Raw genomic sequence first — 22,960 nt, forward strand, 5'->3', positions numbered from 1 at the left:
TTCAACAATTGTTGGTTTAATGTAAATTTTTTAAATAAATGTTTTTTTATTTAAAATGAATATATACATTTGTCGAATCTTAAAACCTAGTTACCCGATAGGGTATAGAATTTAAAAATGATTTTAGAACAATTAATAGAAGATAAGAAAAATTATAATTCTGATAAAAATTCAGAAAATCCGTGGCGAAGTTTCGTTAAGTCGGTTAGTTGGAGAGTAATAGGTACTATTGATACTGTTTTAATTTCTTGGTTAATAACTGGCGAACTAGCATTGGCTTTTTCTATAGGAGGTATAGAGTTAGTAACAAAAATGGTTTTGTATTTCTTTCACGAAAGAATTTGGAATAAAATAAAATGGGGAAAATAATGAGTTTACAAGAGCAACTAAATGTTGAGGAGTTAAATAAGGGATTAGAAAAATTAAGTCCAAAAGAAATTATAGAATGGGTTTTTGAGTTAAATCAAAAAACAATAGTTACTACTAATTTTAGGCCTTATGAAGTAGCTCTTTTACATTTAATAGCTAATAATAATCCATCTATAAAAGTTATTTGGTGTGATACAGGTTATAACACACCTCAAACTTATAAACATGCTGAAGAGTTGGTTGATAAATTAAATTTAAACATTCATTTATACGTACCAAAACAAACAGTAGCGCATCGTAATGTTACTATTGGTATTCCATCTGTAGACGATAACAACCATGTAGTTTTTACCGAACAAGTAAAGTTAGAGCCTTTTAAAAGAGCAATGGCAGAACACCAACCAGATATTTGGTTTACTAATTTAAGAAAAGGACAAACAGCGTTTAGAGATAGCATCGGAATAATTTCTTTTAGTAAAGATGGAGTTTTAAAAGTAAGTCCGTTTTATAACTGGTCAGATGAAGATTTAGATAAATATTTAAAAGAACATAATCTTCCAAACGAGTTTAAATATTTCGATCCTACAAAAGTAAAAAATAATAGAGAATGTGGTTTACATATTTAAAAAATATGATTATGAAAGCAAAAACAATAAAAGTTGGCCTTTAGAAAGTGAAGCCATATATATATTTAGGGAAGTAGTCGCTCAATTTGAAAAGCCAGTGTTATTATTTTCGGGGGGAAAAGACAGTATAACATTGGTGCGACTTGCTCAAAAAGCATTTTATCCAGCCAAAATTCCGTTTCCATTAATGCATATAGACACAGGACATAATTTTCCTGAAACTATTGAATTTAGAGACCGTTTGGCAAAAGAATTAGGAGTTGAACTAATCGTTAGAAACGTTCAAGATAATATAGATAAAGGGAGAGTAAAGGAAGAAAAAGGGAGATACGCGAGCCGAAATATGCTGCAAACAGAAACGTTATTAGATGCAATTGATGAGTTTGGCTTTGATGCATGTATCGGTGGTGCGCGTAGAGATGAAGAAAAAGCAAGAGCCAAAGAACGTATTTTCTCTGTCCGTGATGATTTTGGGCAATGGGATGAAAAAAATCAACGCCCAGAATTGTTTGATATGCTAAATGGAAGAATTGATTTAGGACAAAATGTACGTGTTTTTCCTATTTCAAACTGGACAGAACTAGATGTTTGGTCATACATAAAAAGTGAAGAAATTGAAATCCCATCAATTTACTTTGCACATAAAAGAGCTACTTTTTTAAGAGACGGACTAATATGGTCGGCAGAAGACGATGTTGTTTATAGAGACGAACATGAAGAAGTGCAAGAAAGAATGGTACGTTTTAGAACCGTTGGTGACATGAGTTGTACAGCAGCAGTACTTTCAGACGCTGTTGATATAAATACAGTTGTAAACGAAATAAAAGTATCAACAATATCAGAAAGAGGTGCTCGTATAGATGATAAACGCTCGGAAGCAGCGATGGAGAAACGAAAACAACAAGGGTATTTCTAAAATATTTTGGGCGTTTTAACAGGCTTTTCACTATATCTTTTTTTGAGAAAAACAAAAAAAGGATGCCGCTTCAATCCCTAACGCACCTATTTACAGATACTTTTCAAGCTTAAAAAGCATTGAAATTATTAATAAAACAAATACAGCTAAAAGCCAAAAGCTAATAGCGAATAGCGAATAAAAATGAATGTATTAAAAATAGCAACAGCAGGTAGTGTAGATGATGGTAAAAGTACCTTAATCGGACGTATTTTATATGACACTAACTCGTTAACCGATGATAAGCTAGAAGCAATTGAAGAAAAAAGTAAACAAAGAGGTTTTGATTATTTAGATTTTTCATTAGCAACAGACGGTTTAGTAGCAGAAAGAGAACAAGGTATTACTATTGATGTAGCACATATATATTTTTCAACACCAAAAACGAGTTTTATTATTGCAGATACTCCAGGGCATATTGAGTATACACGAAATATGGTTACAGGAGCATCAAACTCACAAGCATCAATTGTGTTAATTGACGCACGTAATGGAGTAATTGAGCAAACTTACCGTCACTTTTTTATAAATACACTATTAAGAGTTGAAAATGTAGTTATTGCTATAAATAAAATGGATTTGGTTGATTTTTCAGAAGAAAAATTTAATCAAATAAAAAATGAAATTGAATATTTAGCAAGCAAAAGTTCTTATAAAAGTCAAAAATTAACTTTTATTCCTATGTCTGCTTTACAGGGAGATAACGTTGTTAAAAAATCAGAAAACACACCTTGGTATAAAGGAGAAACATTATTAGATCATTTAGAAAGTTTAGTTTCTGAAGATTTACAAGAAAAGTCTCAAACACGTTTTCCTATACAAACTGTTATACGACCTAAAACAGATAAATATCATGATTTTAGAGGTTATGCTGGTAAAATTTATGGAGGAGATTTAGCGGTAGGAGATGCGGTAACTGTATTACCGTCAAGCACAGCATCAAAAATAAAAAGTATTCATTTTTTTGATAAACAGTTTACAGAAGCAAAAAGAGGTAGTTCGGTAACAATTACTTTAGAAGATAATGTAAATGTAAGCAGAGGTGATATGTTGGTAAAAACAAACGAACAGCCAACAGTTTCTAAAGACTTAAAAGCAACTATTTGTTGGATGGATAAAGAGCCTTTACAAGCAGCAAATAAATATTACTTAAAACATGGGGTACATGATGTGCAAGCAAAAATAATGTCATTATCATCCATTATAAAAACTGATTTTTCAGGAGCAGAAGAAAATCCATCAGCATTAACATTAAATGAAATTGGTGATGTGATTTTAAAATTAAGTAAACCATTATTTTTTGATTCTTATAAAGAAAATAAAGCGAATGGTACCTTTATCTTAATCAATCCAATAACCAATAATACTGCCGGAGTTGGCTTTATTCAGTAATTAAAAATAGTATGGCAATTATAATAACCGACGAATGCATTAATTGTGGTGCATGCGAACCAGAATGCCCAAATACAGCTATTTACGAAGGAGCTGAAGATTGGAAATATAGTGAAGGAACTTCATTAACAGGAAATGTTAAATTAAAAGATGGTATTGAATTAGATGCAGATGAAACACAAGAAGCTGTATCTGACGAATATTATTTTATAGCACCTGATAAATGTACAGAATGTATAGGGTTTCATGAAGAACCACAATGTGCGGCGGTATGCCCAGTAGATTGTTGTGTGCCAGATGACAACCATGTAGAAACAGAAGAAGAATTATTGGCAAAACAAAAATTCTTACACAATTAAAAAGTAACGCTTACGAGCTTTAAGATATACAGTAATGCAAAGTTTTAGAACCGAAATAGAAAACCCAATTGTAGAAAAAGATATTCTAGAATTAGAGAGAAAAATCCAACTTTTTAAAGAAGGAAAAATAGACGAAGAACGTTTTAGAAGTTTACGTTTGGCAAGAGGAGTTTACGGTCAGCGTCAATTTGGAGTACAAATGATTCGTATAAAATTACCTTATGGTAAAGTTACTAGCGAACAATTACATAGAATTTCAGACGTTTCAGATGAGTATTCTCGTGGAAGATTACATATCACTACAAGGCAAGATATTCAAATACATCACGTAAGTTTAGATAGAACGCCAGAATTATGGGCGCAACTAGAAAAAGATGATATTACTTTAAGAGAAGCTTGTGGTAATGCAGTAAGAAATATTACAGCATCAGAAACAGCAGGGATTGATGTAAATGAGTCTTTTGATGTTTCACCATATGCAGATGCTACGTTTAAGTTCTTTTTAAGAAATCCTATATGTCAAGAAATGGGACGTAAGTTTAAAATGTCTTTTTCAGGAACAGATGATGATACTGCTATTAGTTTTATTCATGATCTAGGATTTATTGCAAAAATAAAAACTGAAAACGGAGTAACTAAAAAAGGATTTAAGGTTTTATTAGGTGGTGGTTTAGGATCACAGCCAAGACATGCAGATGTTATTTACGACTTTTTAGAAGAAGATGTTTTAATACCAACAATTGAAGGTGTTTTAAGAATTTTTGATCGATTTGGAGAGCGTGCAAAAAGAGCAAAAGCAAGATTAAAGTTTTTAGTTAAAGAATTAGGTGTTGAAGCTTTTTTACAATTAGTTTCTGACGAAGTTAATGCTTTAGAGAATAAAACATTTAAGGTAGATACAACTGAATTTGAGAAACCTACACTTTTTCAAGAAATAACAATTCCTTCAGTAAAAATTGAAGATGAGGAAGCGTATGATAAATGGAAAGAAACGAATGTAATTAAACAAAAACAAGAAGGTTTATTTGCAATTGGAATTAAAGTTCATTTAGGAGATTTTTACACTCCAAAAGCAAGGTTATTGGCTGATTTAGTTAAGAAATATGCAGCAAATGAAATTCGTTTAACATTACGTCAAAATATTTTAATTCGCCATATTAAAGAAGAATTGTTACCTTTTTTCTATGTAGAATTACAAAAATTAGGTTTTGCAAAAGCAGGTTATAATTCTACAGCTGATATTACAGCATGTCCTGGAACAGATACTTGTAATTTAGGTATTTCTAGTAGTACAGGAATTGCTGTTGAATTAGAGAAGGTATTAGAAGAAGAATATCCAGCATATTTAAACAATAAAGAAATAGCTATTAAAATTAGTGGATGTATGAATGCATGTGGGCAGCATAATATGGCACACATTGGTTTTCAAGGAATGTCTATAAAAGTAGGTAATTTACAAGTACCAGCGTTACAAATTTTAATAGGAGGAGGTATATTAGGTGATGGAAAAGGTCGTTTTTCTGATAAATTAGTTAAAATTCCAAGTAAAAAAGGACCAGAAGCATTACGTGTTTTGTTAAATAATGTTGCTGAAAATCAACAAGAAAAAGAAACTTTTTTAGAATATTACGACAGACAAGGAAAAACGTATTTCTACGATTTATTAAAAAAATTATCTGATACAAGCGATTTAGTGCCAAGTGATTTTATAGATTGGGGACATTCAGAAAACTACGTAAAAGCAATTGGAGTAGGAGAATGTGCAGGTGTTGTAATTGATTTAATAGCTACACTTTTATTTGAAAGTGAAGAGAAAATAACCAATTCAGAAGAAGCATTAAAAGAAGGTTTATTTTCTGATAGTATTTATCATTCATATACATCTTTAGTTAATACAGCAAAAGCATTATTAATTGCAGAAAATGTAAAAACAAATACACAAGCAGGTATTATTACTAGTTTTCAAGAGCATTTTATAGCTACAGATAAAGTTAGTTTAGAGACCAGTTTTGAAGATTTTGTATATCAAATAAAGAAAGAAGCACCAACAAAAATATTTGCAGAGAGCTATTTAAACGATGCGAAAGCATTTTATAAAAAGATTGATGCTTATAGAAAAACAGCCGTAAGTAATGTATAATAAGATTCCGAAATTAACCGTTGTTGGCGCTGGTCCAGGAGATGTAGATTTAATTACGCTAAAAGCTATTAAAGTTTTAAAAACTGCAGATGTTGTTTTATATGACGCCTTGGTTAATGAAGAGTTATTAGATTTTATAAATCCAAATGCAGAATTAATTTTTGTAGGAAAACGTAGAGGTTGTTATAAATATCAACAAGAACAAATAAACGAGTTGATTGTTGAAAGAGCAAAAACTTATGGACATGTAGTTCGTTTAAAAGGTGGTGATCCTTTTATTTTTGGAAGAGGTGCTGAAGAAATGGAATTTGCAGCAGGTTTTGGAATAGAAACAGCAATGGTTCCAGGTATTTCATCTTCTTTAGCGGTTCCAGCATATCAAAATATTCCTGTTACAAAACGTGGAAGTGCAGAAAGTTTTTGGGTAATTACAGGTACAACAAAAGAGCATAAATTATCTAACGATGTGGCTTTGGCAGCAAAATCTAATGCTACAGTAGTAGTATTGATGGGAATGGGAAAACTAGCTGAAATTGTAACACTATTTAAAAAAGAGGGTAAAAACGAATTACCTGTTGCTATAATTCAAGATGGAACAACTTCTAGAGAAAAGGTTGGTATTGGAACTGTAAATACTATTTTAGAGGTTGTAAATAAAAAAGAGTTAAGTAACCCTGCAATTATTGTTTTAGGAGAAGTTGTAAAACATAGAGAGGCTTTAAAAAAGGCGCAAAAAGAAGTCAATTTTAAAGAATTGTTGCAGTTGTAAAGATAATTTAGAGAATGGTAAAGCATAAAATTAATAGATCTATAAGAATAACAAAATATATTCTTTATAAAGAAACTACATTAGATTTTAAAGAAGGTTTTTGGTCTTTTATTGGTGCTTTTATCGGAATAGGAATTATTGCTTTTATACAATCTTTTTATTTGTCAAAAGTTGAGAATATTTTTTTAATAGGTTCTTTTGGAGCAACTTGCGTGTTAATTTACGGCGCAATTCAGAGTCCGTTAGCACAACCAAGAAATTTAATTGGTGGGCATGTTTTATCAGCTATAATTGGTGTTACAATAGCTAAATTTATGCCAGATGTTATTTGGATTACCGCACCATTAGCAGTTTCTGTATCAATTATATTAATGCAATACACAAAAACATTGCATCCACCAGGTGGCGCAACGGCTTTAATTGCAATAATAGGAACAGAAAAAATAAAATTATTAGGGTATATGTATGTTTTTTCGCCAGTTTTAAGTGGTGTACTTATTTTATTTGTGGTGGCTTTAATAACAAATAATATGACTAAAAATAGAAGTTACCCGACGAATAAAAAATATACAAGAATATTTAGAAAAGTTAAGCGTTGATTTTTTAAAAAGAAGAAAATGAGTGAGGGGAAAAATAGTTTATATCCAATTTTTTTAAAAACTGAACAGTTAGAAATTTTAATTGTTGGTGGAGGTTTTGTGGCTTTAGAAAAATTATCTTTTTTATTAAAATCGAGTCCAGATGCTAAAGTAACTATGGTTGCTCCTTTTTTTAGAGAAGAAACAAAAGAATTGGCAAAAGAGTTTACGGTAAATATGATTGTTGATAGCTACAATGAATCGTATTTAAATAACCAGAATATAGTTATAGCTACAACCGATAATGTAGAGGTAAATATACAGGTTTATAAAGATTGTAAGCAAAATAATATTTTAGTAAACGTTGCAGATAATCCACCATATTGCGATTTTTATATGGGCGGAATTGTAACCAAAGGAAATGTGAAAATTGCAATTTCTACCAATGGAAAATCACCAACAACAGCTAAAAGATTACGTCAGTTTTTTGAAGAAGTAATTCCGGAAGATATTAATGAATTGGTAGAGAATTTAAATAAATATAGAAAAACTATTAAAGGGAATTTCGAAAAAAAAGTAGAAACATTAAACAAACTCACCGCGAGTTTAGTGAAATAAATTAAAAAACGTCATTTAGAACAACATAAGTTATCTAATAAACTATAAAAAGATTGCTTTGTTACTTTTCTTTGTAATGACAAAAATGAAGAATATGATTACAACAGATATATTAATTATAGGCGCAGGATCTACAGGATTATTTACCATTTTTGAAGCAGGATTGTTAAAATTAAAATGTCATTTAATTGATGCTTTGCCACAACCAGGAGGGCAATGTTCAGAAATATATCCGAAGAAACCTATTTATGATATTCCTGCATATCCAGAAATTTTAGCAGGTGATTTAACCGATAAATTAATTGAACAAACTAAGCAGTTTGAACCTGGTTTTACTTTAGGAGAGCGCGCAAATACGATTGAAAAACAAGAAGACGGAACTTTTATAGTAACTACTAATAAAGGAACAAAACACCAAGCGCCCGTTGTAGCTATTGCAGGAGGTTTAGGAAGTTTTGAACCACGTAAACCGCCGATTCCTAATATTGCTGATTTTGAAGATAAAGGAGTGGAATATATTATTCGTGATCCTGAGTTATATAGAGATAAAAAAGTGGTGATTTCAGGAGGTGGAGATTCTGCTTTAGATTGGGCAATTTTTTTATCAGATGTAGCATCCGAAGTAACATTAATACACCGAAGAAATGAGTTTAGAGGAGCTTTAGATAGTGTAGATAGAGTACAAGAGTTAAAAAATTTAGGAAAAATTAATTTAATTACTCCAGCTGAAGTAAAAGGGATTTTAGGTAAAGAGCATGTAACAGGAGTTGCTGTTGAGAAAAAAGGAGAAGCTCCTTTTATTATAGATACAGATCATTTTATACCGTTATTTGGGTTGTCACCAAAATTAGGCCTATTGCCGATTGGGGATTGGAAATAGAAAAAAATGCCATTAAAGTTAACAATGCTTTAGATTATCAAACAAATATTCCTGGTATATTTGCAATTGGAGATGTAAATACATATCCAGGGAAATTAAAACTAATTTTATGTGGTTTCCACGAGGCAACTTTAATGTGTCAGAGTGCTTATAAAATAATTCATCCAAATAAAAAGTATGTAATGAAATATACTACAGTAGGAGGAGTTGAAGGTTTTGATGGTACTAAAAAAGAGGCACCAAAAGCAGTTGTAAAAGCAATTCAATAAAACAATTTAATAAGAATAGAATGTCAGATATCAACATAAAAATAACAGATAGAGAAGGAGTACTTCATGAAATTTTAGCGCCAACAGATATGGCAATGAATTTAATGGAAGTAATTCGTTCGTACGAACTAGCAGAAGAAGGTACTATTGGTGTTTGTGGTGGTATGGCAATGTGTGCTTCTTGCCAATGTTATGTAAAATCTGAACATGAATTACCTGAAATGGGAGTTGATGAAGATATGATGTTAGCAGAAGCTTTTCATGTTGAGGATAATAGTCGTTTAGGGTGTCAAATTCAAATGAAACCAGAGTTAGAAGGATTAGAAGTACAATTAGCGCCTGAAATGTAATTATGCCATTAAAAAATTACACACTCACATTAAAAGATACGGTAGAAACGTTTACAAAAAAACTATTTTACGCTCTTTTTGATGAGCAGTATTATAAAGAGAATATAAAAATAATAGAAAGTTTATTTATTGAAGTAACCCAAAAATTGCAGGTAAAAGAGTCAATAATTATTTGGGAACTTTATAAAGTAAGGTTTAACGAAATTCGTGTAAAACTAGATTTAGATGCTATTGCTTTTGAAGAAACTGATCCTGCAGCTAAAAGTTTAGCTGAGGTATATTTAGCATATCCAGGGTTTCATGCGATAGCAGTATATCGATTAAGTCATGAGTTAGTAAAATTACATGTACCTACTTTACCAAGAATGATGAGTGAATATGCACATGGAATAACAGGTACAGATATTCATCCAGGAGCAACAATTGGGAATTCATTTTTTATAGATCATGCTACCGGAATTGTTATCGGAGAAACGACATTGATCAAAGAAAATGTAAAAATTTATCAAGGAGTTACCTTAGGAGGAATTCAGGTTAAAAAAAGTTTAGCAGAAACAAAAAGGCATCCAACGATAGAAAATAACGTAACTATTTATGCAAATGCTACTATTTTAGGAGGTGACGTTGTAATTGGTGAAAACAGTATTATTGGAGCTAATGTATGTGTTACAGAATCAGTGCCATCTGAATCGTTAGTAATTTATCAATCAGAAAATAAAATTGTTTCAATAGAAAAAAATAAATTATGAAGGCAAAAAAAATAACAGACTTTGTTGGAAATACACCACTTATAGAAGTGAGTAATATTCTTAATAAAGAGGGCGTACGTTTGTTTTTAAAGTTAGAAGGAAACAACCCAGGAGGAAGTGTAAAAGATAGGGCTGCATATAATATGATTTTAGAGGCTTTAAATCGAAGAAATATAAAAAAGGGTGATCATTTAGTTGAAGCAACTAGTGGAAATACAGGAATAGCACTTGCTTTTATATCAAAAGTATTAGGATTGCATATGACTTTGGTAATGCCCGAAAATGCTACCGAAGAGCGTGTAAAAACAATGAGAGCTTACGGAGCAGAGGTATTGTTAACGCCGAAAGAAGAAGGTATAGAAGGTGCCAGAGATTTAGCACAAAAATTACGCTATAAGGAAGGTTATTTTATGTTAAATCAATTTGAAAATAACGACAATTGGAAAGCACATTATAAAACTACTGGACCAGAAATATGGAAAGATACTGAAGGAGAAGTAACTCATTTTGTATCTGCCATGGGAACTACAGGTACCATTATGGGAGTTTCTACCTATTTAAAAGAACAAAATTCAAAAGTTCAAATAATTGGAGCGCAACCAACTGATGGATCAAGTATTCCAGGAATAAGAAAATGGTCGAAAGAATATTTACCAAAGATTTTTGATAAATCAAAAGTTGATGAAATTATTGAAGTAAGTGAAAATCAAGCACGAAACATGACACGTAAATTAGCTAGTCAAGAAGGTGTTTTTGGAGGAATGAGTAGTGGTGGAGCGGTGCATGTAGCATTACAAGTCGCTGAAAAAATAGAAAAAGGAATTATTGTAGCAGTTATTTGCGATATAGGAGATAGATATTTATCATCTAACTTATATAATTATTAATAAAGATGTTGTAAAAACAAAAAAAGTTTGTTTATTTGTACTTTAGTTCATTAACTTAATACGAATGTTATCAAGAAAGGCGGAGGGATTAGACCCTGTGAAACCTTAGCAACCCTATGTGCAAACAAAGAAGGTGCTAAATTCTACTTAAATATTGTGATGAAACAATTTTTAAGAGAGATAACGGAAAGACTTTCCTCTTTTCCTGATAACTTCTACTTATAAAATATCAGGAATGTCAAACATTTATACAGAAATACAAAAAAGAATACTCGTACTCGATGGAGCAATGGGAACTATGCTTCAGGCTTATAAATTTACTGAAGAAGATTTTCGAGGAGAACGTTTTAAAGAATATCCAACTCCGTTACAAGGAAACAACGATTTACTGTCTATAACACAGCCAGAAGCCATCAAAACAATTCATGCAAAGTATTTTGAGGCTGGAGCAGATATTATAGAAACCAATACTTTTTCGGCAACTACCATTGCAATGGCAGATTACCAAATGGAAGATTTGGTGTACGAGTTAAATTATCAATCGGCAAAAATAGCCAAAGAAGTTGCTGATGAGTTTACAGCAAGAGAACCTCATAAACCACGATTTGTTGCAGGATCAATTGGACCAACGAACAGAACAGCAAGTATGTCGCCAGATGTAAATGATCCTGGTTATAGAGCGGTTACTTTTGATGAATTACGTATTGCTTATAAACTACAAGTAGAAGCTTTATTAGATGGCGGTTCAGATATTTTATTAGTTGAAACTGTTTTTGATACCTTAAATGCAAAAGCTGCATTATTTGCCATAGAAGAAGTAAAAGACGAACGTAAAATTGAGGTTCCAATAATGTTAAGCGGTACAATTACCGATGCAAGTGGAAGAACTTTATCTGGGCAAACTGCCGAGGCTTTTTTAATATCCGTATCTCACATTCCGTTATTATCTGTTGGATTTAACTGCGCTTTAGGAGCCAATTTATTACAACCTCATTTAGAAGCGATTGCCTCGAAAACTGAGTTTGCTATTTCGGCACACCCAAATGCCGGTTTACCAAATGCATTTGGTGAGTATGATGAAACAGCCGAAGAAACAGCCGAACAAATTGAAGAGTATTTAAAGAAAAACTTAATAAACATTGTAGGTGGTTGTTGTGGTACTACTCCAAAGCATATTAAAGCAATTGCTGATTTAGCGCTAAAATATTCACCTAGGCAGTTAAAAACGATATAAGTAATGAAAAGTATAATTCAATTAATCTTGGTTGTAGTTCTATTAATTTCTTGTAATAAAACTACCGATTCTGTAAAAGAAGAAAAAAAGAAACTCCAAAATTGGCTTTGCAAGGTACTTGGAAACTTATTTATGGTGAGGTTAAAGAAAATGATTCGGTAAAAGTTAAAGATTTATCTAAAGCAGAATTTATTAAAATTATAAACAAGAGTCATTTTGCTTTTTTTAATCAACCAAAAGCAAGAGCAGAAGGGTTTTATGGAGGCGGAGGTAGTTATACGTTAAAAGGTAATAATTACAAAGAAACGTTAAACTATATTTCGGTTGATGCTGTTAGAGGTCACGTGTTTCCTTTTACTGTAAAAATAGTAGGAGATACACTAATTCAATACGGATTAGAAGAGGTAAAAGAAGCAGGAATTCATAGAGATATTATTGAAAAATATATCAGAATTAAATAAGTAGCATTATTAAAAGATGAGTATAAAAAACAAAAAATACATGAAACTTTCAGGTTTAGAGCCTTTAGTTTTAAGTGAACATACTAACTTTATTAATGTTGGAGAGCGTACAAACGTTGCGGGATCTCGTAAGTTTTTACGGTTAATAAAAGAAGAGAAATTTGATGAAGCATTAGCAATAGCAAGACATCAGGTTGAAGGAGGAGCTCAAATTATCGACATAAATATGGATGATGGTTTGATTGATGGAAAAGAAGCCATGGTTCGTTTTTTAAACTTAATTGCAGCCGAACCTGATATATGTAGAGTTCCGCTAATGATAGATAGCTCTAAATGGGAAATCATTGAAGCCGGATTACAAGTTGTACAAGGAAAATCGGTTGTAAATTCAATATCATTAAAAGAAGGAGAAGAAAAATTTATTTGGGAAGCTACTCAAATTAAAAGATATGGAGCTGCAGTAATTGTAATGGCTTTTGATGAGGTTGGGCAAGCCGATACTTACGAAAGAAGAATTGAAATTGCAGAACGTTCGTACAGAGTTTTAGTAGATAAAGTATGTTTTGCATCCGAAGATATTATTTTCGATTTAAATATTTTTCCTGTTGCAACCGGAATGGATGAGCACAGAAAAAATGCCATCGATTTTATTGAAGCAACACGTTGGGTACGAGAAAACTTACCAAATGTAAGTGTAAGTGGAGGTGTAAGTAATGTATCTTTTTCATTTAGAGGAAACAATACGGTTAGAGAGGCAATGCACTCTGTTTTCTTGTATTATGCAATTCAGGCAGGAATGAATATGGGAATTGTAAATCCGGCAATGTTAGAGATTTACGATGATATACCGAAAGATTTATTAGAGCATATTGAAGATGTTGTTTTAGATAGAAGGGACGACGCAACAGAACGTTTGTTAGATTTTGCAGAAACCGTAAAAGGTGTTAAAAAGCAAGATGAAACAAAAGTATTAGAATGGAGAAGTTTGCCTTTACAAGAAAGAATTACACATTCTTTAGTAAAAGGAATAGATATGTTTATTATTGAAGATGTAGAACAAGCAAGGCAAGAATCAGCAAAACCAATTCAAGTAATAGAAGGTCATTTAATGATTGGAATGAACGTTGTTGGAGATTTATTTGGAGCCGGAAAAATGTTTTTACCTCAAGTAGTAAAATCTGCTCGTGTAATGAAAAAAGCTGTAGCTTATTTAAATCCATTTGTTGAAGCAGAAAAAGGAGAAAAACAACAAGCTTTAGGTAAAGTTTTAATGGCAACCGTAAAAGGAGATGTACATGATATTGGTAAAAATATAGTGAGTGTTGTATTAGGTTGTAATAATTACGAGATTGTTGATTTAGGTGTTATGGTAGCTCCAGAAAAAATTATTGAAGCTGCTAAAAAAGAGAAAGTAGATATTATTGGGTTATCAGGTTTAATAACGCCTTCGTTAGATGAAATGGTGTATTTGGCTAAAGAAATGGAACGTCAAGATTTTACTGTACCATTATTAATTGGTGGCGCAACAACTTCAAAAGCACATACGGCTGTAAAAATAGATCCTCAATATAAAAATGCTGTGGTTCATGTAAACGATGCATCAAGAGCGGTAACTGTTGTAAGTGATTTATTAAATAAAGAAACTAGCAACGCTTATGTAGCAAAGTTGAAAAAAGACTACGATAAGTTTCGTGAAAAATTCTTAAAAAGAGGTAAAACAAAAGCCTATATTTCTATTGAAGAAGCCCGAGAACGTAAGTTTAAAATTGATTGGGAAACAAGTTCAATCTTTAAACCAAAAGAGTTAGGAATTCAAACTTTAGAACAAGTAAGTTTAAAAGAATTATTACCATTTATTGATTGGAGTCCATTTTTTAGAAGTTGGGATTTACACGGTAGATATCCAGATATTTTAACTGATGAGGTAGTTGGAGAGCAAGCAACACAGTTATATGAAGATTCTAAAGTGATTTTAGATGAAATTATTACCAAACAATTACTAAAGCCAAAAGGAATATTTGGTTTGTTTGAAGCAAACACCGTTAATGATGATGATATTTCAATTCAGAAAAAGGGAGAAGAAATAGCCATTTTTAGAACCTTACGTCAGCAATTAAAAAAGCGAGCAGGAAAACCAAGTTTTGCTTTGTCAGATTTTATAGCGCCAAAAGAAGCTAAAAAACAAGATTATATGGGGGCATTTTGTACGGCTATTTATGGCGCCGATGAATTAGCCAAAAAATATAAAGAAAAAGAAGACGATTATAATGCAATTATGGTACAAGCAATTGCCGATCGTTTTGCCGAAGCTTTTGCAGAATATTTACACCACAGAGTAAGAACCAAACATTGGGGATATGCATTTGATGAAACATTATCTAATGAAGACTTAATTAAGGAAACCTATAAAGGAATTCGTCCGGCACCAGGATATCCAGCATGCCCAGATCATTTAGAAAAAGAAACGATTTGGAGTTTACTAAATGTTGAAGAAAAAATAGGCGTAACGTTAACAGAAAGTTTAGCAATGTGGCCAGCAGCTGCAGTTTCTGGATATTATTTTGGAAACGAAGAAGCTAAATATTTTGGATTAGGAAAAATTACAGACGATCAGGTGCGTGATTTTGCTAACAGAAAAGGAATAACATTAGATAAAGCTCGTAAATGGTTGCATCCAGCGATAGCTGATAATTAAAAAATAGAATGAGTCAGAAATTTATAGAATTACATCTTAAAAATCATATTATTTCTCATGGTTATGATGAAAATAATGAGGAAATAACGGTTGAGGTTATTGCTGAAAATTTTTCTCCTAAAACAATTGCCGTTAGTAGAATTAAATCTTTGAGTGATAAATATATTTTAACCGATTATATAGAAGGTAGATGGATTTATTGGGAATATAAAGAGTCGTACGAATCGGTTAAAAATCAATTATTAAAACAACTATAAAACATAAAAAAAAGTGCGTATTTAATTAACAATAAATTATCTTTTAGGTAAAATGTAAACTTAAAAACGATTGTAATTTTGAACTGTAAAAATTCATAAAAACTGTAACAAGTGAAAAAGTATCGTTTAGAAATTAAGTTTATAATTCAATTACTGGTAATGTTTACAATATCATTATTAATAGCATCATTTATATAATTAAATATGCCTTTGTAGTAACTTATGAAGGTAACAGATCACATTAAAAAAGCAAACGGAAAAACATTGTTTTCGTTTGAAATCATTCCGCCAAAAAAAGGAAATAATATTCAAGATTTATATAACAATATAGATCCTTTAATGGAATTTAATCCGCCTTTTATTGATGTAACCACATCAAGAGAAGAACATTTATATATTGATAAAGGAAATGGATTATTAGATAGAAAAATAACCAGAATGCGACCAGGAACGGTTGGTATTTGTGCAGCAATAAAGCACAAATATGATGTAGATACGGTTCCGCATGTTTTATGTGGTGGTTTTACCAAAGAAGAAACAGAGTATTTATTGGTAGATTGCCATTATTTAGGCATTGAAAATGTAATGGCTTTGAGAGGTGATGCGATGAGTCATCAAAAATATTTCGAACCTACAAAAGGAGGTCATCAATATGCAACAGAATTGGTAAGTCAAATTCAGGGTTTAAATACTGGAAAGTATTTACACGATGTAATTGAAGCCAACCATAAAGCTGATTTTTGTATTGGAGTTGCTGGTTATCCTGAAAAACATTTAGAATCACCATCTTTACAAACAGATTTAAAGCGATTGAAAGAAAAAATAGATGCAGGTGCTGATTATGTGGTAACTCAAATGTTTTTTAACAATCAAAAATATTTTGAATTTGTAGATGCAGCAAGAAAAATAGGAATTACAGTACCTATTATTCCAGGAATTAAGCCAATCTCGGTTAAACGTCATTTACAATTATTACCACAAGTCTTTAAAATAGATTTACCAGAAACTTTAATAAAATCAATAGATAGTTGTAAAAATAATAAAGAAGTAAGACAAATAGGAGTAGAATGGTGTATTGAGCAATCTAAAGAGTTACTTGCTGCAGGAGTACCTTTATTGCATTATTACTCTATGGGAAAAAGCGATAATGTTAAAGCGATTGCAAAGGCATTATTTTAAAATTAGCGTTTGTTTTTAGCTATTTTTTCTTTTATAATTAGTGCAACTGGCTTGTTTTCTATTTTAGATTCTAGCCACGACAATATGTCTAAATATAAAAAAGCTCTTTTTTCATAAGGGTGATTTTCGTAAATTTTTAAACGGTCATATATTTTTTTAAATTCCTTTTTAATTTGATGAGGAAATACGTCACCTAGCGCTTTTATTGATGAAATAAATTCTTTCTGAACTTCCTGAAGGTTTTCCATTTTTAATAAAAAGCGATAGGTGTCTTTAAATTGTCGCTCAAAATCATAATCTAAACCACATTCATAATGCGCAATTAAACTTAAAATTCGGGCAAAGCATTGTAAGTCTTCTGCAACATGAATTATTTTAGATTTAATAATTTTATCTAAATATAAAATACATTCTTTGTTTTTACCCATACCAAAGTATAAACAAGCAATTTTATAATACATAACCACAATATGATGGTTGTCTAATCGGTCTTTATAAACATTAATTTTATTATTGATGGTTTCTACCAAATATTCACCTTCAGAAAAACTACCATTTAAAAAATGCAAGTGTAATTTATTTGCATAATAATATTGAAAAATTAAAATTTCAGTATTACTATTTTGTGGAATTACGTTGTTTTTAATCTCTTCATCAAAAAGAGTCAGTTCTTTTTTAAATAAGGTATAATGTTTAATGAAAAATAAACTTTCTAATAAGTAATTTTTCCCTTTTAAGTAAAAAACAGGGTGAATTTGGATGTTTTTAGGTTCGTTTTTAAATAAATCAACCCATTTATTGGCGTATTTATAACTTTGTAAAAAATCTTGTGTTAAAAAACTATGCCATAAATTGGCTTTATATAACCAAAGTTTTTCTCTAAAACCTAAATTTCCGTATTCATAATTAGGTAATTTTAAGTTAAAATAAGAGTTTACTTTTTTTAATTCAGTGTCATTTTTTACATAGCCAGTTTTTAATAAAGTACCGTATAATTGTAATGATAAATTAGATAATTTACTAGTAATTACATTCTGCTGACTTAATTCTTTAGCTTGAATTGTTAACTCATCAGCTCTAGTGCTAATACTTCTGGTAATGTATTGACTTTCAATAACTTTTTCTAGTTCAACAATTTCATAAGCAATATTTTTTTCCTGATTATCAATTGCCGTATTTTTTGCTTTATCAAGTAATTTTAAACTTTGTTTATACAAGCCTTTTTGATATAAAATTGTAGCAAAATCTAATAATTCTCGTATTTGAATTCGAATATTTTTATGCGCAGGATTCATTCGTAAACTAATTAAAATTTGTTTGTACAAATGCGCTTTTAAATTTGATAATTGTTGTTTACTTACAATACCTGTTTTTATAATACCTTTTTCGTCGTACTTCTTTTGCTTTTCTAAAAATTTAAAAAGAGAAAAAAATTTAGCATCATTATTACCGTCTAAACGACCAACATAAAGGTTAAATTGACGTTTTTCAGACTTAGATAAAGACTTTATCAAAACAAACAGCATATCGTTTTGTTGATTGGATGATGTAATTGATTTATTCATAATTAGCTGTTTTTTAGTCTTTTGTGTTTTTTTTACACCTTTTTAATATCGTAAGTAACAAATAGAATAAAGCGTGTAAAGAAAACCAATATATACATTTGATTTATATAATGACAATTATTTTAAATTAATGAATAACGATAAAGTCCAAATTTTCGACACCACTTTACGAGACGGAGAGCAAGTTCCTGGATGTAAATTAGATACAACGCAAAAACTAATTATAGCTGAAAGACTTGATTTTTTAGGTGTTGATGTTATTGAAGCTGGTTTTCCGGTTTCTAGCCCAGGAGATTTTACTTCGGTAAACGAAATTGCAAAAATTGTAAAAAACGCAACCGTTTGTGGTTTAACAAGAGCCGTTAAAAAAGATATAGAAGTAGCAGCTCAAGCTTTAAAATACGCTGTAAAACCAAGAATTCATACAGGAATTGGAACAAGTGACTCACATATAAAGTATAAATTTAATTCATCACAAGATGAAGTAATAAGAAGAGGTAAAGAAGCAGTTTCTTATGCTAAAAATTTTGTAGATGACGTAGAGTTTTATGCAGAAGACGCAGGAAGAACAGATAATGTTTTTTTAGCCAAAGTTTGTGAAGAAATGATAAAAGCTGGCGCTACTGTTTTAAATATTCCAGATACAACAGGTTATTGTTTACCTGAAGAATACGGAGCAAAAATTAAGTATTTAAAAGAGCATGTAAAAGGAATTGAAAATGTTATAATTTCTTGTCACTGTCATAACGATTTAGGATTAGCAACCGCAAACTCTATTGCAGGTGCAATTAACGGAGCAAGACAAATAGAATGTACGATTAACGGAATAGGAGAGCGTGCAGGAAATACTGCTTTAGAAGAGGTTGTAATGATTTTAAAACAACACCCGTATTTAAATTTACAAACCGATATAAATACTCAATTGTTATACGATACAAGTATCATGGTTCGTGAAAGTATGGGAATGCCAGTACAACCAAATAAGGCAATTGTTGGTGCAAATGCATTTGCACACAGTTCTGGAATTCATCAAGATGGTGTAATTAAAAACCGTGAAACTTACGAAATTATGAATCCTGCCGATGTAGGAGTTACCGAAAGTGCCATTGTACTAACCGCAAGAAGTGGTAGAGCAGCATTGGCTTATAGAGCAAAAAAAATAGGGTATGAGTTAACCAAAATACAATTAGATTCAGCCTATAAAACTTTTTTAAATTTTGCTGATAAACAAAAAGAAATAATAGACGACGATTTGCATTTAATAATGAAAAAAGTAAACAAAATATCTAAAATAGCAATTGCCTAATGGGAAAAACATTATTTGACAAAGTATGGGATGCTCATGTGGTAGATACAGTTAAAGACGGACCACAAGTTTTATATATAGATAAACATTTAATTCACGAAGTTACCAGTCCGCAAGCTTTTAATGAGTTAAAAGAACGTAACATTCCTGTTGCGCGACCAAATAAAATTGTTGCAACGGCAGATCATAATACACCAACAGTAAATCAACATTTACCTGTTAAAGATGAGTTGTCTAGAAATCAGTTAGAACAGTTAACAAAAAACTGTAAAGAAAACGATATTACTTTATATGAGTTAGGACATGAAAATAACGGAATTGTACACGTTATTGCTCCTGAATTAGGAATTACACAACCAGGAATGACCATGGTTTGTGGAGATAGTCATACCTCTACTCACGGTGCTTTTGGTACCATCGCTTTTGGTATTGGTACCAGTCAAGTAGCACAAGTATTTGCAAGTCAATGTTTATTGTTACAAAAACCTAAAAGTTTACGAGTTTCTGTAAATGGAAAATTAAAAAATGGGGTATCTCCTAAAGACGTTATATTATACATTATTGCTCAATTAGGAACCAATTCGGGCACAGGATATTTTTGTGAATATGCAGGAAATGTATTTGAAGAAATGTCTATGGAAGGCCGTATGACCGTTTGTAATATGAGTATTGAAATGGGTGCAAGAGGCGGAATGATTGCTCCTGATGAAACTACTTTTAATTATGTAAAAGATAGAGAGTTTGCACCAAAAGAGAGTGAATTTGATAAAAAAGTAGCTTATTGGAAAACATTACCATCAGATGCTGATGCTAAGTTTGATCAAGAATATAGTTTTAATGCAGAAGACATTGAACCAATGCTTACCTATGGTACAAACCCAGGAATGGGAATTAAAATATCTGAAAATATTCCTACAGATAATGACGCATCGTTCGAAAAATCATTAGCCTACATGAACTTTAAAAAAGGAGAAAGTCTTATTAACAAAGAAGTTAATTATGTGTTTATAGGTAGTTGTACTAATTCTAGAATAGAAGATTTTAGAGAAGTAGCTAATTATGTAAAAGGAAAGCAAAAAGCAGGAAATGTAAATGCTTGGTTAGTACCTGGCTCACAAAAAGTAGCGCAACAGATTCAAAAAGAAGGCTTGCAAACTATTTTTGAAGCAGCAGGATTTGAATTACGTCAACCAGGTTGTTCAGCTTGTTTAGCAATGAATGATGATAAAATTCCTGAAGGAGAATATTGTGTTTCTACGTCTAACAGAAATTTTGAAGGAAGACAAGGACAAGGGGCAAGAACCATTTTAGCGAGTCCGTTAATGGCAGCAGCAACAGCAGTAGAAGGGAAAATTATTGACATAACGAAACACTTAAATTAAGATGGAAAAATTTGTAAAATTAATTGATACAGCGGTTCCATTAACAACTGAAAATGTAGATACAGATCAGATTATTCCAGCTCGTTTTTTAAAGGCAACCGATAAAAAAGGGTTTGGCGATAATGTGTTTAGAGATTGGCGTTATCATAAAGATGGAAGTGTAAATGAGAGTTTTATTTTAAATAATAAAAATTATAAAGGAAGCATATTAATTGCTGGCGATAATTTTGGCTGCGGATCAAGTAGAGAACATGCAGCGTGGGCATTAGCTGGTTACGGTTTTAAAGTAGTAATCAGTAGTTTTTTTGCCGATATATTTAAAGGAAACGCATTAAATAATGGCATTTTACCAGTGCAAGTATCTGAAGAGTTTTTAAATAAGTTACTTGAAAGAGTGGCACAACAACCAGATACGATTATAATTATCGATTTAGAAAACCAAATAATTAAAACACCAGTAGGAACCAGCGAATTTGAAATTAATTCCTATAAAAAGCTATGCTTAATTAATGGGTATGATGATATTGATTTTTTAGTAAGTAAAAAAGATAAAATAGAAGCTTTTGAAGCGTCATTATAAAAGATAAAAAAATGAAATTTAATATAGCAGTTATCCCCGGAGATGGTATTGGCCAGAAGTAACCCTACAAGCGCAAAAAGTTTTAAATGCAATTGCAAATGTATATGAACATACATTTATATTTAAAGAAGCCTTAATGGGTGCCTGTGCTATTGATAAAACAGGTAATCCGTTACCAGATAAAACAATTTCTTTATGTAAAAAAAGTGATGCTATTTTATTTGGTGCAATTGGCCATCCTAAATATGATAATGATCCAACGGCTAAAGTGCGTCCAGAACAAGGATTGTTAAAATTAAGAAAAGAATTAGGATTGTTTTGTAACGAACGCCCTGTAAAAGCATATCAGCAATTAATAGAAAATTCTCCTTTAAAAAGAGAAATTATTGAAGGAACTGATATTACAATTTACAGAGAGTTAACTGGCGGAATTTACTTTGGTATTAAAGAACTTAGTGATGATAAACAAATTGCTTTTGATGGATGCTCTTATTCAGTAGAAGAAATAGAACGTATTGCTCATTTAGCATTTAAAGCAGCACAAAAGAGACGTAAAAAACTAACATTGGTTGATAAAGCAAATGTTTTAGAAACATCTAGATTATGGAGAAAAACAGTTACTGCTTTGGCTAGTAATTATCCTGATGTAACGTTAAATTTTATATTTGTAGATAATGCTGCAATGCAGTTAATTTTAAACCCAAAACAGTTTGATGTAATTCTTACCGAAAATTTATTTGGCGATATTTTATCAGACGAAGCAAGCGTTATTGGTGGTTCTATAGGTTTATTAGCATCCTCATCAATAGGAAAAGAAAACGCATTGTTTGAGCCAATTCACGGTTCTTTTCCGCAAGCAACAGGTAAAGACATCGCAAATCCTTTAGCCTCTATCTTATCAGCAGCAATGCTATTAAATCATTTAGGTTTAGATGAAGAAGCAATAGTTATAGAAAAAGCAGTAGAAAAATCATTAGAATTAGGCATTACCACAGAAGATATTAATTCTGATAAAAACTTCGGAACAAGCAAAGTGGGAGATTTTATTGCAGATTATATATACAATCAAGAAGATAGTGACATGAATTTTAATAATATTCACGCAGGTCAGAGCACAATTATCTAGCCTAAATTCACATATTTATAAAACACCATTGTAGTTTCTTTACCAAAAGAAATTACAATGGTGTTTTTTGTTGATTCTTTTTAAGTTTATAAAAGTGTTTTGTTTTTACTAAAGAAGTACTTTGATTATTGATTTGTTATTAAAATTCAATAAAAACAAGTTGTTCGTATGTTTAATTGTGTTTTTTATCCATTTTGTTGATTTATTTTTATTAAAAAAGCTATTTTAGTAAAT

General features: G+C 31.1%; 21 protein-coding genes, 2 pseudogenes and 1 riboswitch. Of the genes and pseudogenes, 22 read left to right on the forward strand and 1 reads right to left on the reverse strand.

Annotated features, from left to right (window positions below):
- Positions 1-117 precede the first annotated feature (117 nt).
- From PG912_RS05480 to metF, 18 genes and pseudogenes are all read left to right on the forward strand, one after another.
- A complete protein-coding gene (locus tag PG912_RS05480; protein ID WP_275688781.1) occupies positions 118-369 on the forward strand; it encodes a DUF2061 domain-containing protein in 252 nt (83 codons plus the stop codon).
- Positions 369-995, forward strand: a complete 627-nt coding sequence (locus tag PG912_RS05485; RefSeq protein ID WP_260585831.1) for a phosphoadenosine phosphosulfate reductase domain-containing protein — start codon at positions 369-371, stop codon at positions 993-995. Before PG912_RS05480 ends, PG912_RS05485 begins: the two co-directional genes overlap by 1 nt.
- Positions 979-1,911 carry a sulfate adenylyltransferase subunit CysD gene (cysD, locus tag PG912_RS05490; protein ID WP_275688782.1) on the forward strand — a complete coding sequence of 311 codons (933 nt, stop codon included), beginning with the start codon at positions 979-981 and terminating at the stop codon, positions 1,909-1,911. The genes PG912_RS05485 and cysD overlap by 17 nt, the downstream gene beginning before the upstream one ends.
- Positions 1,912-2,094: 183 nt before the next feature.
- On the forward strand, positions 2,095-3,342 hold the full coding sequence (locus PG912_RS05495; protein ID WP_275688783.1) for a sulfate adenylyltransferase subunit 1: 1,248 nt from the start codon (positions 2,095-2,097) through the stop codon (positions 3,340-3,342).
- A gap of 11 nt (positions 3,343-3,353) precedes the next feature.
- The gene (locus PG912_RS05500) at positions 3,354-3,701 is read left to right on the forward strand and encodes a 4Fe-4S dicluster domain-containing protein (RefSeq protein ID WP_028888186.1); all 348 of its coding nucleotides are present in this window, start codon (positions 3,354-3,356) and stop codon (positions 3,699-3,701) included.
- A 34-nt stretch (positions 3,702-3,735) separates the two neighbouring features.
- Positions 3,736-5,841 (forward strand): nitrite reductase, encoded by a 2,106-nt coding sequence (locus PG912_RS05505; protein WP_275688784.1) that lies wholly within the window; start codon positions 3,736-3,738, stop codon positions 5,839-5,841.
- On the forward strand, positions 5,834-6,610 hold the full coding sequence (gene cobA, locus PG912_RS05510; protein ID WP_260585826.1) for a uroporphyrinogen-III C-methyltransferase: 777 nt from the start codon (positions 5,834-5,836) through the stop codon (positions 6,608-6,610). The genes PG912_RS05505 and cobA overlap by 8 nt, the downstream gene beginning before the upstream one ends.
- 14 nt (positions 6,611-6,624) lie before the next feature.
- Positions 6,625-7,209, forward strand: a complete 585-nt coding sequence (locus PG912_RS05515) for an HPP family protein (protein WP_260585825.1) — start codon at positions 6,625-6,627, stop codon at positions 7,207-7,209.
- An 18-nt stretch (positions 7,210-7,227) separates the two neighbouring features.
- Positions 7,228-7,806, forward strand: coding sequence for a precorrin-2 dehydrogenase/sirohydrochlorin ferrochelatase family protein (locus PG912_RS05520; protein ID WP_275688785.1), 579 nt, complete (start codon positions 7,228-7,230; stop codon positions 7,804-7,806).
- 94 nt (positions 7,807-7,900) lie between these two features.
- Positions 7,901-8,955 (forward strand): annotated as a pseudogene (locus tag PG912_RS05525) (NAD(P)/FAD-dependent oxidoreductase).
- A 20-nt stretch (positions 8,956-8,975) separates the two neighbouring features.
- On the forward strand, positions 8,976-9,305 hold the full coding sequence (locus tag PG912_RS05530) for a 2Fe-2S iron-sulfur cluster-binding family protein (RefSeq protein ID WP_260585822.1): 330 nt from the start codon (positions 8,976-8,978) through the stop codon (positions 9,303-9,305).
- 2 nt (positions 9,306-9,307) lie between these two features.
- A complete protein-coding gene (epsC, locus tag PG912_RS05535; protein ID WP_275688786.1) occupies positions 9,308-10,054 on the forward strand; it encodes a serine O-acetyltransferase EpsC in 747 nt (248 codons plus the stop codon).
- On the forward strand, positions 10,051-10,941 hold the full coding sequence (gene cysM, locus PG912_RS05540; protein WP_260585820.1) for a cysteine synthase CysM: 891 nt from the start codon (positions 10,051-10,053) through the stop codon (positions 10,939-10,941). Before epsC ends, cysM begins: the two co-directional genes overlap by 4 nt.
- Positions 10,942-11,005: 64 nt before the next feature.
- A riboswitch (SAM riboswitch) is annotated at positions 11,006-11,128 on the forward strand.
- A 48-nt stretch (positions 11,129-11,176) separates the two neighbouring features.
- Positions 11,177-12,175, forward strand: a complete 999-nt coding sequence (locus tag PG912_RS05545) for a homocysteine S-methyltransferase family protein (RefSeq protein WP_275688787.1) — start codon at positions 11,177-11,179, stop codon at positions 12,173-12,175.
- A 101-nt stretch (positions 12,176-12,276) separates the two neighbouring features.
- Positions 12,277-12,636, forward strand: coding sequence for a hypothetical protein (locus PG912_RS05550; RefSeq protein ID WP_275688788.1), 360 nt, complete (start codon positions 12,277-12,279; stop codon positions 12,634-12,636).
- Between the two features lie 16 nt (positions 12,637-12,652).
- Complete coding sequence (metH, locus tag PG912_RS05555; protein WP_275688789.1) at positions 12,653-15,331, forward strand: methionine synthase; 2,679 nt, start codon at positions 12,653-12,655, stop codon at positions 15,329-15,331.
- 8 nt (positions 15,332-15,339) lie between these two features.
- Positions 15,340-15,588 carry a hypothetical protein gene (locus tag PG912_RS05560; protein ID WP_260585816.1) on the forward strand — a complete coding sequence of 83 codons (249 nt, stop codon included), beginning with the start codon at positions 15,340-15,342 and terminating at the stop codon, positions 15,586-15,588.
- A 222-nt stretch (positions 15,589-15,810) separates the two neighbouring features.
- A complete protein-coding gene (gene metF, locus PG912_RS05565) occupies positions 15,811-16,767 on the forward strand; it encodes a methylenetetrahydrofolate reductase [NAD(P)H] (RefSeq protein WP_275688790.1) in 957 nt (318 codons plus the stop codon).
- Between the two features lie 2 nt (positions 16,768-16,769).
- Here the strand turns inward: metF and PG912_RS05570 are convergent, their stop codons facing one another.
- A complete protein-coding gene (locus PG912_RS05570; RefSeq protein WP_275688791.1) occupies positions 16,770-18,332 on the reverse strand; it encodes a hypothetical protein in 1,563 nt (520 codons plus the stop codon).
- A gap of 130 nt (positions 18,333-18,462) precedes the next feature.
- On the opposite strand from PG912_RS05570, the gene PG912_RS05575 reads away from it, so the two are divergent.
- From PG912_RS05575 to leuB, 4 genes and pseudogenes are all read left to right on the forward strand, one after another.
- A complete protein-coding gene (locus PG912_RS05575; protein ID WP_275688792.1) occupies positions 18,463-19,638 on the forward strand; it encodes a 2-isopropylmalate synthase in 1,176 nt (391 codons plus the stop codon).
- Positions 19,638-21,020 carry a 3-isopropylmalate dehydratase large subunit gene (gene leuC, locus PG912_RS05580; RefSeq protein WP_275688793.1) on the forward strand — a complete coding sequence of 461 codons (1,383 nt, stop codon included), beginning with the start codon at positions 19,638-19,640 and terminating at the stop codon, positions 21,018-21,020. The genes PG912_RS05575 and leuC overlap by 1 nt, the downstream gene beginning before the upstream one ends.
- A gap of 1 nt (position 21,021) precedes the next feature.
- Positions 21,022-21,600, forward strand: coding sequence for a 3-isopropylmalate dehydratase small subunit (gene leuD, locus PG912_RS05585; RefSeq protein WP_275688794.1), 579 nt, complete (start codon positions 21,022-21,024; stop codon positions 21,598-21,600).
- 11 nt (positions 21,601-21,611) lie between these two features.
- Positions 21,612-22,726 (forward strand): annotated as a pseudogene (gene leuB, locus PG912_RS05590) (3-isopropylmalate dehydrogenase).
- Positions 22,727-22,960: the final 234 nt, after the last annotated feature.

Origin of the sequence: Tenacibaculum retecalamus (assembly GCF_027941755.1) — a bacterium.
GTDB lineage: Bacteria > Bacteroidota > Bacteroidia > Flavobacteriales > Flavobacteriaceae > Polaribacter > Polaribacter haliotis_B.

What these genes read in the sequence shown, in the direction of transcription:
- PG912_RS05480 (WP_275688781.1), top strand. Translation starts at nt 118, where the DNA reads ATGATTTTAGAACAATTAATAGAAGATAAGAAAAATTATAATTCTGAT.
- PG912_RS05485 (WP_260585831.1), top strand. Translation starts at nt 369, where the DNA reads ATGAGTTTACAAGAGCAACTAAATGTTGAGGAGTTAAATAAGGGATTA.
- PG912_RS05495 (WP_275688783.1), top strand. Translation starts at nt 2,095, where the DNA reads ATGAATGTATTAAAAATAGCAACAGCAGGTAGTGTAGATGATGGTAAA.
- PG912_RS05500 (WP_028888186.1), top strand. Translation starts at nt 3,354, where the DNA reads ATGGCAATTATAATAACCGACGAATGCATTAATTGTGGTGCATGCGAA.
- PG912_RS05505 (WP_275688784.1), top strand. Translation starts at nt 3,736, where the DNA reads ATGCAAAGTTTTAGAACCGAAATAGAAAACCCAATTGTAGAAAAAGAT.
- cobA (WP_260585826.1), top strand. Translation starts at nt 5,834, where the DNA reads ATGTATAATAAGATTCCGAAATTAACCGTTGTTGGCGCTGGTCCAGGA.
- PG912_RS05515 (WP_260585825.1), top strand. Translation starts at nt 6,625, where the DNA reads ATGGTAAAGCATAAAATTAATAGATCTATAAGAATAACAAAATATATT.
- PG912_RS05520 (WP_275688785.1), top strand. Translation starts at nt 7,228, where the DNA reads ATGAGTGAGGGGAAAAATAGTTTATATCCAATTTTTTTAAAAACTGAA.
- PG912_RS05530 (WP_260585822.1), top strand. Translation starts at nt 8,976, where the DNA reads ATGTCAGATATCAACATAAAAATAACAGATAGAGAAGGAGTACTTCAT.
- epsC (WP_275688786.1), top strand. Translation starts at nt 9,308, where the DNA reads ATGCCATTAAAAAATTACACACTCACATTAAAAGATACGGTAGAAACG.
- cysM (WP_260585820.1), top strand. Translation starts at nt 10,051, where the DNA reads ATGAAGGCAAAAAAAATAACAGACTTTGTTGGAAATACACCACTTATA.
- PG912_RS05545 (WP_275688787.1), top strand. Translation starts at nt 11,177, where the DNA reads ATGTCAAACATTTATACAGAAATACAAAAAAGAATACTCGTACTCGAT.
- metH (WP_275688789.1), top strand. Translation starts at nt 12,653, where the DNA reads ATGAGTATAAAAAACAAAAAATACATGAAACTTTCAGGTTTAGAGCCT.
- PG912_RS05560 (WP_260585816.1), top strand. Translation starts at nt 15,340, where the DNA reads ATGAGTCAGAAATTTATAGAATTACATCTTAAAAATCATATTATTTCT.
- metF (WP_275688790.1), top strand. Translation starts at nt 15,811, where the DNA reads ATGAAGGTAACAGATCACATTAAAAAAGCAAACGGAAAAACATTGTTT.
- PG912_RS05570 (WP_275688791.1), bottom strand. Translation starts at nt 18,332, where the DNA reads ATGAATAAATCAATTACATCATCCAATCAACAAAACGATATGCTGTTT.
- PG912_RS05575 (WP_275688792.1), top strand. Translation starts at nt 18,463, where the DNA reads ATGAATAACGATAAAGTCCAAATTTTCGACACCACTTTACGAGACGGA.
- leuC (WP_275688793.1), top strand. Translation starts at nt 19,638, where the DNA reads ATGGGAAAAACATTATTTGACAAAGTATGGGATGCTCATGTGGTAGAT.
- leuD (WP_275688794.1), top strand. Translation starts at nt 21,022, where the DNA reads ATGGAAAAATTTGTAAAATTAATTGATACAGCGGTTCCATTAACAACT.